Annotated in this window: 16 protein-coding genes and 1 tRNA gene; 7 read left to right on the top strand and 10 right to left on the bottom strand. The window is 36.8% G+C overall.

Translation table 11 applies throughout. From position 1 onward, the window contains the following. Window positions 1-316: 316 nt before the first annotated feature. From FNK51_RS09745 to FNK51_RS09740, 4 genes are all read right to left on the bottom strand, one after another. Window positions 317-745, bottom strand: a complete 429-nt coding sequence (locus FNK51_RS09745) for a hypothetical protein (protein ID WP_098373422.1) — start codon at window positions 743-745, stop codon at window positions 317-319. 408 nt (window positions 746-1,153) lie between these two features. Then, window positions 1,154-1,303: a hypothetical protein gene (locus tag FNK51_RS26515; RefSeq protein WP_181762230.1), complete on the bottom strand. Its 150-nt coding sequence runs from the start codon at window positions 1,301-1,303 to the stop codon at window positions 1,154-1,156. A gap of 908 nt (window positions 1,304-2,211) precedes the next feature. Beyond that, window positions 2,212-2,343, bottom strand: coding sequence for a hypothetical protein (locus tag FNK51_RS27160; protein WP_094246567.1), 132 nt, complete (start codon window positions 2,341-2,343; stop codon window positions 2,212-2,214). Window positions 2,344-2,577: 234 nt separating this feature from the next. After that, complete coding sequence (locus tag FNK51_RS09740) at window positions 2,578-4,008, bottom strand: aminotransferase-like domain-containing protein (RefSeq protein ID WP_098372959.1); 1,431 nt, start codon at window positions 4,006-4,008, stop codon at window positions 2,578-2,580. Between the two features lie 103 nt (window positions 4,009-4,111). Here FNK51_RS09740 and FNK51_RS09735 point away from each other — a divergent pair, with 103 nt between their 5' ends. After that, window positions 4,112-5,056, top strand: a complete 945-nt coding sequence (locus FNK51_RS09735) for a DMT family transporter (RefSeq protein ID WP_141993170.1) — start codon at window positions 4,112-4,114, stop codon at window positions 5,054-5,056. A gap of 352 nt (window positions 5,057-5,408) precedes the next feature. On the opposite strand, the gene FNK51_RS09730 is transcribed toward FNK51_RS09735, so the two are convergent. The 4 genes from FNK51_RS09730 to FNK51_RS09715 form a co-directional block, all read right to left on the bottom strand. After that, window positions 5,409-5,636: a histidine phosphatase family protein gene (locus tag FNK51_RS09730; RefSeq protein ID WP_141993169.1), complete on the bottom strand. Its 228-nt coding sequence runs from the start codon at window positions 5,634-5,636 to the stop codon at window positions 5,409-5,411. Between the two features lie 784 nt (window positions 5,637-6,420). Continuing rightward, the gene (locus tag FNK51_RS09725; protein WP_141993168.1) at window positions 6,421-6,837 is read right to left on the bottom strand and encodes a hypothetical protein; all 417 of its coding nucleotides are present in this window, start codon (window positions 6,835-6,837) and stop codon (window positions 6,421-6,423) included. A gap of 232 nt (window positions 6,838-7,069) precedes the next feature. After that, a complete protein-coding gene (locus FNK51_RS09720; protein WP_141993167.1) occupies window positions 7,070-7,309 on the bottom strand; it encodes a hypothetical protein in 240 nt (79 codons plus the stop codon). A gap of 310 nt (window positions 7,310-7,619) precedes the next feature. Then, window positions 7,620-7,691, bottom strand: a tRNA-Val gene (locus FNK51_RS09715). A 211-nt stretch (window positions 7,692-7,902) separates the two neighbouring features. Between FNK51_RS09715 and FNK51_RS09710 the strand changes: the two genes are divergently transcribed. Beyond that, on the top strand, window positions 7,903-8,124 hold the full coding sequence (locus FNK51_RS09710; protein WP_076367067.1) for a hypothetical protein: 222 nt from the start codon (window positions 7,903-7,905) through the stop codon (window positions 8,122-8,124). 17 nt (window positions 8,125-8,141) lie between these two features. Here the strand turns inward: FNK51_RS09710 and FNK51_RS09705 are convergent, their stop codons facing one another. Continuing rightward, window positions 8,142-8,699 carry a phosphatidylglycerophosphatase A family protein gene (locus FNK51_RS09705; RefSeq protein WP_141993166.1) on the bottom strand — a complete coding sequence of 186 codons (558 nt, stop codon included), beginning with the start codon at window positions 8,697-8,699 and terminating at the stop codon, window positions 8,142-8,144. 189 nt (window positions 8,700-8,888) lie between these two features. On the opposite strand from FNK51_RS09705, the gene FNK51_RS09700 reads away from it, so the two are divergent. The 5 genes from FNK51_RS09700 (at window position 8,889) to FNK51_RS09680 (ending at window position 11,788) form a co-directional block, all read left to right on the top strand. Beyond that, window positions 8,889-9,611 carry an alpha/beta hydrolase gene (locus FNK51_RS09700; protein ID WP_141993165.1) on the top strand — a complete coding sequence of 241 codons (723 nt, stop codon included), beginning with the start codon at window positions 8,889-8,891 and terminating at the stop codon, window positions 9,609-9,611. An 88-nt stretch (window positions 9,612-9,699) separates the two neighbouring features. Next, window positions 9,700-10,215 carry a YjcG family protein gene (locus FNK51_RS09695; RefSeq protein WP_076367073.1) on the top strand — a complete coding sequence of 172 codons (516 nt, stop codon included), beginning with the start codon at window positions 9,700-9,702 and terminating at the stop codon, window positions 10,213-10,215. A 4-nt stretch (window positions 10,216-10,219) separates the two neighbouring features. Next, window positions 10,220-10,648 (top strand): GNAT family N-acetyltransferase, encoded by a 429-nt coding sequence (locus FNK51_RS09690; protein WP_141993164.1) that lies wholly within the window; start codon window positions 10,220-10,222, stop codon window positions 10,646-10,648. Between the two features lie 157 nt (window positions 10,649-10,805). Next, window positions 10,806-11,069 carry a hypothetical protein gene (locus tag FNK51_RS09685; protein WP_141993163.1) on the top strand — a complete coding sequence of 88 codons (264 nt, stop codon included), beginning with the start codon at window positions 10,806-10,808 and terminating at the stop codon, window positions 11,067-11,069. A gap of 233 nt (window positions 11,070-11,302) precedes the next feature. Beyond that, entirely contained in the window at window positions 11,303-11,788 is a 486-nt protein-coding gene (locus FNK51_RS09680) for a spore coat protein (RefSeq protein WP_141993162.1), read from the top strand. Window positions 11,789-11,844: 56 nt separating this feature from the next. Here FNK51_RS09680 and FNK51_RS09675 read toward each other — a convergent pair whose 3' ends face one another. Beyond that, the gene (locus tag FNK51_RS09675) at window positions 11,845-12,135 is read right to left on the bottom strand and encodes a hypothetical protein (protein WP_141993161.1); all 291 of its coding nucleotides are present in this window, start codon (window positions 12,133-12,135) and stop codon (window positions 11,845-11,847) included. Window positions 12,136-12,163 lie beyond the last annotated feature (28 nt).

Here is a 12,163-nt window from a genome sequence, read left to right as displayed (position 1 = left end):
TTGAAATCCTGCGAATAAGCGAGTATTCGTGAGCATTATCTATTAAACTGAGGGAGTTCATTAAGAAAAGCGATTCTTATTAAAGAATCGCTCCCGTATTAAAAAACATCTGAGACTTACGAAATGGATGAAAGAGAAAATGGAATTAAGGTTGAATATGTAAAAATAATCACTATTTCGTATTTAAAGGAGCATCGGTTTCAATATCCTTTTTTGCTATAATATTTCGCGCTGAAAAATACACATGGAAACAGTGCGAAAGTATATGTTTTTCTCGCCAAACTCCCATTGAGGGAAGCCGTTATAGTTTCTCACCTCAGGGCTTTTCACTTATCTCTTTTCGTTCATGTAAAATTTCTTGAATGATTTCAATATGAACAAAAGCCCATGATTTTTCATGAAAATGAAGAAACACACTTATGGCAAGAATGGAAATATAAGTTAAAACAAAGACAACCCAAAGCAAACTCCCATCTTTGAAAAGGAAATCTTGTAATTGTTTTGAAAACAGAAAAAAAAGCCAAGGTCCAGAGGATATTATAATTGGAATGATTCCCGATCCATTTTTCTCTTTTATCATACAATAATAAATTTTTTTTAACGTATCGCTATCAATCGAACTATAAAAGTTTTGAATTTCTTCCACTTCTTTAAGTTTCTTCATACATTTGAAAGATCGGTCTTTGTATGAGACTTTTTTTAATTGAAGATAAATTTTATGAGCATCTCCACGTAATGAAAACATATGTCTAATCTTTTTACTCCTTCCAAAAAAACTCCTTACTAGAGGTTTTGTAATAATCCGTCTTTTTATTTTACAAATTATTGGTACTTCCCATGTAGCTAACCTTCCCGTTTGCCACCCATGAAGCGCAAAAATCAGCGCTTCACCACTGAGAATGAAAATGGCGAAAAACCTTCAATACTAATGCTAAGGCTGTGAGAGGAAGGTCGATAAACTATGTCATTAGAGCCCATTCGTTAGTCCTTTAGGTCCAAAAGAAAACAAAGGTTGCCGCAGCAACCCTTGTTATTGAAGTAAAGCACCTGTTAGTTCTATAAGACTTATTGTTGAGATGACAAGTGAAGGAGGGAGTAGGATGGAGAAGATCATTAGAAAAGATAGAAAAACGCCCCAAAAAAGGCGTTCAATTTAATCATTTTTATTTATTTTACCGTCGTTCCCCTTGTCAATACCAGTAGCGTTATTAACTATTTGTGGAAACAAGTTTAACCCCTGATCTAAAGCATTCATTGAATCGGCTTTTTGGCCAAGTTTTTTTGATTTTTCTTGTTTTTTCATTTTTGTCGCCTCCTAAAATTAGGATTCGTAGTAAATCAAAAAATATTCCAAAGTGATTTTTAAATGATTATGTTGCACAGTTCGAATAAACTATTCTACTAGAACTAATCTGCCCCGATAGTTGCATATAGAAAAAGCTGCCTTAAAGACAGCTCCGATCTTCAGCTAACGCACCCGTTAGTTCATTAAGAAAGCCTTTATGGAAGCAAAGAAAAGAAAATAAATAAAGAGATAGCAATATTCATATACCCCCAAAATCCTTTTCTGTCTTTTTGAAGTTCGGCTAATCCTGTCACCTACATAAGTGCCCCAAGGAAAAACACATATTTTCATTTAGTCCTTTTCAAGATAATTTGTTCTTCTCTCTCCCAGTTGTTTCACAGTTTTTTTAGCCTTCTCCTGCTCAGGGTTAGTATAGAGGGTGGTGGGGACCGGGTATCCAATTTATTGTCAACATATTCAACGATGTAGAAAGGCATGGACTTAACCAGCTGTTCCAATTTCTGCTAATGGACTTTATGTTGTCTGGTATTGGCCATTGGTTTACTCCTTTATAAAGTTTGATTTCTGCGTAAAATAGATATTTTACGCAAAGGTTAATATAAATGGCCACACTCTCTTCCTTATCATAAATCTAGAGCTTATGTAAAATATGGTTTCAATAAGGAAGTAACTCTAAAACAAAAGGAAACTAACTTATATTTATAGAGATCACTTTTAATATTATATATTCTAACAAGGTGCATGGTCTTGAATACGACCTTCTTTTTCGAGTGATAAATCAATAAAGAGAACTGATGTCGATATATCAGTTCTCTAGTGAAATTTTTTTCTATATTCTTTATTTGTTATACGAGAAGAAATTTATAGTGGAATCAAAAAAAATCAGTCCCTACTGAACCTTCCCATTATTCTTTCTTATCATTATTCTCTTGGTTATTCTTTTCTGAAATTCGTCTTTGATTGGCTTTCGTCTCAGCATTCACATGGTTTGCATCATTTGGTTTATTTTTTTTAGAACCTCTTGCATCATTACTCATACTTATTCACCTCCCGCGGCAGCTTATATACGTATGTTAGCTTACTCTTGCCTCCAAATTTTATACGCCTCATCTGGATGTAGCACATCGCTAACTAGCATAAAGACATCCCGTACAGACCGCGGACAACATTATTTCAATCACACAAAAAGAGCAAACCCGTTTATAGTCCTCTCATGTAATGATTTAAAAATATCCCCATCAAACTTATATCGCTACGATGTCTTTCTAAAATCATTGTCGATATGCGGAATCACTATTTATCGTTTCAACAACCGTCATTAGTTTTTTCATGCCTGTTTGCAGCTGTATTTCGTTTGCATACGAAAAGCTCAGTCTAATCCACGATCTAAGGGCTTGATCTGGATCACATATAGATCCCGGCACGAAGGAAATGGACTGTTCCAAACAGGCATCAAGGAGCTTTTCAACTGAAATTTGTTCTGGAAGTTCCACCCACAAGTTTAATCCTCCTGATGGATCTGTCCATTTCCATGACGTTGCAGCCAGTTCATTTCTCATTACTTCTTTCCTTAAAAATAGAGCTGTTCGCAATTTCTCCAAGTGAATCTGCATTCGTTCCGAGAAAAAATAGTGCAGGAACATTTTTTGATTAATAAGAGCCGTCCCGTTGTCAGCAAGTGACTTTGAAGTAATCAAATGGCTCATTAGCGGATGACGGCAAGCTACAGCTGCAACACGCAATCCAGGCGAAACGTATTTACTAAAGCTGCGGATATAGATAACATAGCCATCGGTATCATACGAATAAATCGGGAATGGAGGAGCCTTATCAAAATAAATATCCCTGAAAGGATCATCTTCAACGATGACACATTGATACTTTTCTGCAAGTTCCACCAGCTGTTTTCTTTGCAGAGCAGAAATGGTGCACCCTGTTGGATTATTGAAGGTTGGATTTGTATAGAAAAACCGCGGTTTATCTTTTTTTAAGATATGTTCTAGCTGATTCAGATCGTAACCGCCCTGCCCAATCTCAATCCCAATAATACGCGCACCATATTGCCTGAAAATATCAATAGCTGAGCTGTATGTAGGCCTCTCAACTAATACTGTATCATTCGCCCTGAGCAGAACCTTTGCCACGAGATCAATGGCCTGTTGAGCACCTGAAGTAATTAACAGCTCATCAATCGGTGCAAAAAAATGGTGCGTCTTGTAAAAGTAGTCTGAAAGCGCTGTCCTCAATTCCTCATCCCCTTGAACAGTCGAATAGGTGCCAAGCACTTTGGGATAGAGGGTAAAAACCTTTTTGACATATTCAGATAAATAAGAATTCGGCAGGAGATTCGGATCAATAAGAGCTTGAGAGAATTGATAGTCAACAGCTACCTGATGGATCGATGACAACAGGTTGCTATAAGGATAGTCAGCGATTTCTGGCAGCTGAGATTCATTCAAAGAAAAAGATGGATCTTCAGGCTTAACAAAGTACCCTGATTTTTCCTTTGCGTATATCTTTTTATGTTCTTTTAGTAATTGATAAGCTCTTAGAACAGTCAACCGATTTACTTTCAGTTCCTCCGCCATTCTTCTAACAGAAGGCAGTTTCTCATGTTTCTTCCATTCTTTACGATCAATTTTGGCAAGAACCAAATCGTAAATCTGCTTATAAAGCTCTGAGGATTTTATCTTCACATGAATCCCCCCCAATATCAGTTTAGCACCAAGGTTTGCGATCTGTTCTACCTACAATGAATCTGTTCTATTTCCCGTCCTATATGATGAGTAGCAAGGAGGGATTTACATGATTATCTTTAACTATATTTGTATGTGCTTGATTTTTGGGACAACATTCCTGGCAATAAAAATAGGAGTAGACGAAGGGCTTCCTCCCTTTTTTTCAGCAGGGATCCGATTTTTCATGGCAGGAATCCTTCTATTTTTAATGATGTCGCTGCGAAAAAAAGCAAATCTGGCTGTTCTTTTTTCTAAAGAATCATTCATCACAGGAAGTACGTTAACATTCGGAACGTTTGCTACGCTATATTGGGCGGAACAGTACGTTGCTTCCGGAGTTGGTGCTGTCCTGTCTGCAACGGGACCAATTATGATTTTGCTGATTCAAACAATGGTCTTGCACGTTAAGTTATCTATAAGAACGTTTGTAGGATGTGCAATCAGCTTGATTGGAGTGGCTCTGCTCCTTATGCCGAATCTGACTGTTTCCTTCGATTCAATATGGCTGATCGCCTGCTTCCTTATTCTGCTTGGTCAAGTGGGTTATGCAGCAGGAACGATCTATTCCAAAAAGGTGTCAGAGCGTTTTTCAGGCACCTCACCTATTATGCTGAATGCTGCTCAAATGATTTACGGCGGTGCATTGCTTCTGCTGCTGTCTTTGGCATCTGAGCAGATAAACATAGGAGATCTTGCAAATAAGAATGCAATAGGATCGATCGTGTACTTGACCGTTTTTGGCTCTATGATTGCCCATACCGTATACTATTGGCTTGTTTCAAAAACGGACCCGATATTTCCGTCCACATGGCTCTACATCTCCCCCATCATTGCCTTAGGACTTGGGAAGGTTTTGTATCAGGAAAAGATAACATGGCTCATGTTTTTCGGGGGAATCACGATCATTGCAGGATTAATTGTGATTAATTCTAAGGCCTTAATCACCCATTTTGCAAATAAGTGCCGTACTGATTCCGTTAAGAGTGAAAGTTACCGCGCTAATAAGACTTAATGTTCAAGTCTCACATTTTAAAAGCGTTAGAATCCTATTCATTCTAACGCTCTTTTTAAATGTATTTATTTGTTAGCCTTCCTCTCCAATTCAAGCAGCAAGACTTTCCTTTGAATTCCCCCGTCATATCTCCAAGATCTCCATTAGCAGAAATAACTCTATGAAGAGAATAAGAGTGGATACCTAATTCGCTCCATTTGCTCGGGCAACTGCCCGAAGCCTAGGGGATGCATAAAAAAGGGGGGGAATACAATCTCTTAAACCAACGAGGTCGTTTATTAAATAGTGCCCCCCTCTTGTACACCTTTTTAAAATTTTTGTTATATCTCCTACAGAGCTTAAAAGTATCCTCTCAAAAAAATTTTCCTTCTTCAACTAAATTCCAGTTACATAAATTATAAAATAGCTTTACTCCGTATTCCACACGCAAAAACGGACTTGATATAATTCGGTCTATTTTTGTATTACTGAAGAATTCAACTAAATATTTCGCTTGTTTTGACCCTTTTTCTGTTAATTGAGATTCCGAAGGTTGCCCTTGTGCTTTGCAATGTCTGACAATGTAAACCTGCTTATGCATAAGATCCTCCACCTAAGTAGTAAATACTAGTTTCTATATCTGTCTGTAATTTTTCTTCTTGAACTAACCTTCCACGATAGTTCCATAAGAAAAAGAGCTGCCAAAGCAACTCTCTTATTGAAGTAAAGCACCTGTTAATTGAAGAAAGGTCATCAGTATTATCAAAAACTTAAACAACAAATATCACTGTTCCTAAAATCATATATACAAAAGGAAATATTAATAAAACCGAATTTACAAAGATAGCACTAAGCGTCCCAATCTATGCGCATAACATTGACGTTTTCTGTTAATACCATCATATATAGCAAGAAATTGTTCTCGATTAAATTGCTTTAAGTTTGGTTGGATAAAAACATCGTAATTATGGTCTGCAGTATCGAAATTACTGCTATGAACAAATTGTTGGATGAGCAGGTCATAATACTTATCTACGCAATCGTTCTCTGTAGCCCACTTCAACAATATTCTCTTTCCACTTCATCTAGTATAAGTTGTTCATTAAAACCTTTCTTCAGAAGTATGTTCAGTCCAGTGTATTTCTTTAGTCAAGTAATCGATATGCTTTTCCATGTTTTCTCTTAAAAATTGAGCACGAACTTTGAACTTGATTTTCTATTTGTTTATTCATCAAGCTTTCTAAGACAACTCCTCTTTCTCTGGGTCTTATCTTATTGGATATCAGTTTAATTTCTCACTCAAAGTCAGCTCCAGAGAGGTTCTCCAAGGAGGCTTATTTTTCTTGTTTTAGTTTAAAGTCGGGTCTCCATTTTCTAAGAGTACATTAATTTATTAGCATTTTATCTAATTCACGAACTTTATCATATGACTTCAATAGTTGTTCAGGTATTAATGTTCTCCCATAATCCCAAGCATTAGTTTCTATTTCAGATTTCAGCTTTTCTTTTTCTTCTTCGTGACCATACATTAAAATCCTTAAATCATGTTTGTTTTTCTTAAAATCTAAATAATAACCAATCATACGATAAAGAATAATTTTAACAAAGTCTTCCTCTGTCTCTTTAATTCTAATTTTCCCTTTATAACCGTTAACTTGAAGGTAATTGAATTTTATAGTATTGGTCGATACGTTATAACTCATAGGTGCACTTAGATTATTGTCAAATTCATAAATAATATCCAAATTGTGCTCATTTAATGTGTTATTAATTATCTTTTCGATATCGCTTATATAAAGCATTTAACTATCACTTCCCTTTTAAAGACTTACTTCATTATAGTAGTAGATTAAGTTATTCTTCCTTTATCAATATAATAAACTGTTGAGATATTAAAATCACACAGTTAAAAACAAAGGAAATATTTACTATATAATACTAAAGTGGAGGGTAAGTCCTACGAGAAGTGTGATTAATCCCCTAATAGGAAAGGAATTTGCTTTTAATTACTCTTCCATACTTTCCTCCTTCTATTTATTTCACTTTAAAACTTTCTATCATTGGTTGTAATTCTTCTTGATATTGTTCTACCATCATTTCTAGTGAAGGCATTGTATTATACTTTTCAAGCCAAGAAACGTAATGAAGTGCTACATTATGCGCAATATCAAAGTAGGGGACAGGTTCGTTGTAACCACTCTCTCTGTGAGCTGAAAATTTATCTCTGAAGTCTTTCATCGTTTGCCAATATTTTGCATAGTCTTCATGCGTCATGTTCAGAGCTTCCAAAAAGTATTCCCGTGCATGGTATTTGGTAGTAAAGGTAATCCAACACATTATAGTAAAGTGGATTTTACCGGAGAATATGATTATGTACCTTTTAAAGAAAAGCCAAAAAGATGGTCTTCTTTTAACCTCCATCGTTAGCTGAATAAGCGATAGGCTTTGCCTTGTCCTGTAATACGTTTAAATGCTGCTCTATCCGCCAACAATTGAGTAAATAATATATTATGAACTATATCTTTGAAAACAAAAAAAGGCCCAAACCCTTGTGATATCAAGAATTTGAGCCTTTGGTAGTTGATGACCTGTGAGGGATTCGAACCCACGACCCCTTCCCTGTCAAGGAAGTGCTCTCCCACTGAGCTAACAAGTCGTATGTAATGACTGACTGGTTACTTAAGTACATAATTTATTATAAGTTTTTTTGTTAAAAAGTCAACGCATTATATTAAAAAAGTTTTAATTTTTTCTTATTTTATTTCCCCGCTCCACAAAACACGAACTAGAGTTCTCTTTTCGCTTGCATACAAAACATTTGTTCGCATATAATGATAGTAAGCAAGTCAGCAAAGGAGTGACAGGGAATGAAATATATACTTCGTAAACATATGGAAGAAAATGCTCCATTGGAGATAATTTATCTCTCCGAACAAGGTAAGATTACGCAGCGGAAAATTCAGGTGCTTGAGATTTATCCAGGCCATATTCACGCATTCTGTTTTCTAAGGCAGACAAAACGGACATTTAAAGTGGCCAATATCCTTTCTGCCCGCCTCATTAAGGCCAGGTTTGACAGGTCTGGATGAAGATTGTTAATCAAGGTTCAACCTATTAACTCTTCTTCTTCCTGGATATCCTTTTCCTGTTCAGTTAATGATTCTTCTTCATCCCTCAGACGATGAGCTAACCTTGAGGCGGCACTCGCGGCAATGCTTGCAACGATATCATCCAGGAAGGTATGAACGATTCCTTCTTGCTTCTTATCAAGTTCGTGTATGACGCCTATTTTATTTTTATCTAAATGGCCAAAGGTCGTTACAGCAATGCTTCCGTAACCGAGTACTGCACCAAAGGCAATCGTTTCATCCACTCCGAATAGCCCTTCATCAGACTCAACAATCGATTGCAAGGGTTCTGATAGCTTTTTTTGCTCTGCCAGTTTATCCAGCTCCACACCGACTAAAATGGCATGTTGAATTTCCCTTTTCAACAGGACACGCTCAACGCTGTGGATGCATTCCTCCAGCTTAAGATCAGCTTTGTACGGGAACTGCAATTCATAAACGATTTTTGCAATTGCCTCCACACTGACACCACGATCTAATAATGTTCGTTTAGCCGCTTTTGTTACTTCCCTGCTGTGTACGTGTACATCTGCCATTTTATTCGCCACCTTTTTTGTATTATTTTTCTATATCCTTGTATTATAACACCTTATAATTTAAATTTTTAGAAAATATAACGAAAATTTTATATTCTAAATTCTTGTCACGGGAAAAAGTCGCAAGGCTATGCTAAAATAATCAAGTAAGTTGTTTTTCATTATTATTTATCATTGAGGTGCGGGAAAATGAGTTTACGCAAAGGCACAATTAAAGAGTACATGTTTAAAAGCGAAGCTTTAGCAGAAGAATTGGAACTGCTTGTTTACTTGCCTGCTAATTTTTCGCCATTGTATAAATATTCGCTTGTGATTGCTCAGGATGGCCGTGATTATTTTCAAATGGGCCGAATTGGTCGGGTAGCAGATGAACTGTTAGGGAACGATGAGATCGAGAATATCATCATTGTCGGCATTCCCTATAAAGACCGCTTTGACCGCAGGCGCAAATATCATCCGGACGGGGAACAGCACATTTCATACATACGTTTTCTTGCACATGAACTTGTCCCGTTTTTAGATGATGAATTCCCAACCTATCAAATGGGACATGGTCGAACTTTGATCGGTGACTCTCTTGGGGGTACAGTTTCTTTATTGGCCGCTTTGCAGTACCCGCATACATTCGGGAAATGCATCATGCAGTCTCCACTTGCCAATGAAGCAGTAATGGACGCTGTACGTAATTTTGAGGATCCGCATCTCCTCGAACTTTATCATGTGATCGGGACTGGTGAAACAGATGTTCCGACGACGGATGGCAACAAGGCAAACTTCATAGAACCAAATAGGGAATTGCATAAATTAATAAATCAAAAAGGATTTCCTTGCTTCTATGAAGAATTTGAAGGTAATCATACCTGGAAATATTGGCAGGCAGATTTAAAACGAGCACTATTGGAAATGTTCTAATTTACTCGAAATCATCTCTTTGAGATGGTTTCAAGTAAAAACATGTCCAACTATAATACAACAAAAAAAATATCAGGAGGTTTTATTTATGAAATATGGTGTTGCAATTTTCCCTTCAAAAAAACTTCAAGATTTAGCTAACTCCTATCGCAAACGGTATGATACGAAATACGCTTTCATACCACCGCATCTGACGCTTAAACCAACGTTCGAAGCGACGGATATGGAAATTTCAACAATCGCGGAACAATTAAAAGGCATTGCTCAAAAGTGCAGGCCTTTTACGATGAGCGTAACGAAAACGAAGTCTTTCCAACCCGTAAGCAATACTATTTATTTCAAAGTGGAATTATCCGAAGGGCTTCAAGAGCTTCATGATGCACTTAACAATGAGGACTTCATGAAAAGTGAAAGTGAACATGCATTTGTCCCGCATATTACCATCGCTCAAGATTTATCCGATAATGAGCATTCTGATGTTTTAGGCCAATTAAGCATGCTTGACATCAGCCATGAAGAAGAAGTTAAACGAGTTCACTTGCTGTATCAACTTGAAGACGGGGCATGGACCGTATATGAAACATTTAGATTAGGAGCTGAATGATTTCGTGTTTGTAAAAATCGCAGAGAACAGCCAAGAGCTTGAAAATGCATATATGATTCGAAAAAAAGTGTTCGTCCAAGAACAAAACGTCCCTCTTGAAGAAGAGATCGATGAATATGAAAAAGAGTCCACACATTTCGTTTTATATGATGAGCAGCATCAGCCAATCGGTGCCGGCCGCTTCAGGGTCATTGACAACATTGGTAAAGTCCAGCGCATTTGTGTACTATCATCGGGCCGTAAGAATGGTGCCGGCGCCATGATCATGAATGCTATTGAGGAATACGCAATCCAGCAGGAAGTGCCTCAATTGAAGCTTGATTCCCAGGTGCATGCTATCCCTTTTTATTCAAAATTAGGGTATGAGATCGTTTCCGACGAATTCATGGATGCTGGCATTCCTCATAAAACGATGAAGAAAACCATTTTATGATATAAAAAAGCTGTCCTTTCAGTCTTCTGATTGGACAGCTTTTTTGTTCGTTCATGGACTTAAATATCGTTTTTTAAAAAAAAACATTTGCGTTCAATGGCAATCTCCTCAAAAATACATAGTCTATATATAGAAAGCAAGAAGGAGGGAAAATTTTATGGGTAACAATGAATTTAACCTGGAGGAGTCTCAAAAAAGACTGATGGAACTGCTGGTTTCGAGGACTATGAGAAAACATGGTTTCAAAAAGGATAAAGTCGATCTAACTGAAAGAGAGAGAAACAACCTTAAAGAAACCATTCGTTATTTACAAGAGCAATCACAAAAAATCATAAACCAAGAAAAGAACATCACGGAACATGATGTTAATCCAGTTACAAATTCCATTCACAACAAATTCACGGATTCCAAAGATAAATGAAGCACCATATCACCTAATCACCCTACTTGCTGGCGAGAAATAAGTAAAACGAGACATAGCAGCACTTACATTTCATTCCTAAAGCTCCAGCTTCTTTATTATTCATCCCCCACACACTAATACTTTCTCTAAGTATTAAAAAAATAGACGAATTAACTGATTTATTCGTCCAACCAGATTAATCATCAAAGCATATTTTAATAGGGAATAAAACCTAAGGAGGAAAAAACAACATGAACCAAAATGTATATCGTAGCAATTGTAACACACATGATGATTCTGAAAGATCATGGTCGGCTCTAGATTCCGCTTCCAGACATCCCCTGTCAGGATTCTGTGACGATGACACAAAGATTGACCAAGAGGCAAGACAGGATAATAATCAAGTACAGCTTTCTGAAGAACTTATTTACATTAAAGATTCTTGTAATGTAAATGTCACTTCAACGGATGTTAAAGCGGCCCTTTCTCTACAAGCTGCACTACAAGCTGCTATTGCGGTCATCGTAAGCATTTCCATTGCAGATGCTGATAATGCTGAAAAGATCACTCAAGAATTAATCCAATCTTCTAATGTTAAACAAATCACGCGCCAAAAAACAATTGTTGAAAACAGCCGTGATATCGACATTACAACAACTGATGCACAAATCGCTCTAAACATCCAACTATTACTGCAACTATTGTTAGCTCTAATCGTGGAAATTGACATTCTTTAAAAGAATCAACACAAAAAGGACACTTCACGTGTCCTCTTTTGTCTTTCATGGAGAAACTAGACAATTTTATTGATAAACCTTCCTTTTCCTGTCATTCCAGCCGTTAAATCTTCACTGACCCTCATGCCCATTTGATATTTATATATGCCTGCTCCATATGTACTTACCCGATCATTATCTTGTATTTGAAGTAATCCTCCAATGCTTTCCCTTTCCAACACCTGATCAAAACGGATAGGTTGAATGAGTGTCGTTCCTTTAACAATTCTTACTTTCTCTGCAGCTTCGACCTTCCTGTTGGCATATTGAATATAATCAAATTGTGTGACAGGTGCTATGTATCCCATAGTAACCCCTCCTTATATTTAAATAGTT

Source organism: Bacillus sp. B4EP4a (assembly GCF_006680105.1).
Taxonomy (GTDB): Bacteria; Bacillota; Bacilli; order Bacillales; family DSM-1321; genus Peribacillus; species Peribacillus simplex_E.
The sequence above is the reverse complement of the archived record's forward strand: the minus strand, read 5'-3'. Positions and strand labels throughout refer to the sequence as shown.

Excerpts from the sequence above, each read along its gene's own strand:
- FNK51_RS09745 (WP_098373422.1), bottom strand. The coding sequence starts at position 745 with ATGTTTTCATTACGTGGAGATGCTCATAAAATTTATCTTCAATTAAAA.
- FNK51_RS26515 (WP_181762230.1), bottom strand. The coding sequence starts at position 1,303 with ATGAAAAAACAAGAAAAATCAAAAAAACTTGGCCAAAAAGCCGATTCA.
- FNK51_RS27160 (WP_094246567.1), bottom strand. The coding sequence starts at position 2,343 with ATGAGTAATGATGCAAGAGGTTCTAAAAAAAATAAACCAAATGATGCA.
- FNK51_RS09735 (WP_141993170.1), top strand. The coding sequence starts at position 4,112 with ATGATTATCTTTAACTATATTTGTATGTGCTTGATTTTTGGGACAACA.
- FNK51_RS09730 (WP_141993169.1), bottom strand. The coding sequence starts at position 5,636 with ATGCATAAGCAGGTTTACATTGTCAGACATTGCAAAGCACAAGGGCAA.
- FNK51_RS09725 (WP_141993168.1), bottom strand. The coding sequence starts at position 6,837 with ATGCTTTATATAAGCGATATCGAAAAGATAATTAATAACACATTAAAT.
- FNK51_RS09720 (WP_141993167.1), bottom strand. The coding sequence starts at position 7,309 with ATGACGCATGAAGACTATGCAAAATATTGGCAAACGATGAAAGACTTC.
- FNK51_RS09710 (WP_076367067.1), top strand. The coding sequence starts at position 7,903 with ATGAAATATATACTTCGTAAACATATGGAAGAAAATGCTCCATTGGAG.
- FNK51_RS09705 (WP_141993166.1), bottom strand. The coding sequence starts at position 8,699 with ATGGCAGATGTACACGTACACAGCAGGGAAGTAACAAAAGCGGCTAAA.
- FNK51_RS09700 (WP_141993165.1), top strand. The coding sequence starts at position 8,889 with ATGAGTTTACGCAAAGGCACAATTAAAGAGTACATGTTTAAAAGCGAA.
- FNK51_RS09695 (WP_076367073.1), top strand. The coding sequence starts at position 9,700 with ATGAAATATGGTGTTGCAATTTTCCCTTCAAAAAAACTTCAAGATTTA.
- FNK51_RS09685 (WP_141993163.1), top strand. The coding sequence starts at position 10,806 with ATGGGTAACAATGAATTTAACCTGGAGGAGTCTCAAAAAAGACTGATG.
- FNK51_RS09680 (WP_141993162.1), top strand. The coding sequence starts at position 11,303 with ATGAACCAAAATGTATATCGTAGCAATTGTAACACACATGATGATTCT.
- FNK51_RS09675 (WP_141993161.1), bottom strand. The coding sequence starts at position 12,135 with ATGGGATACATAGCACCTGTCACACAATTTGATTATATTCAATATGCC.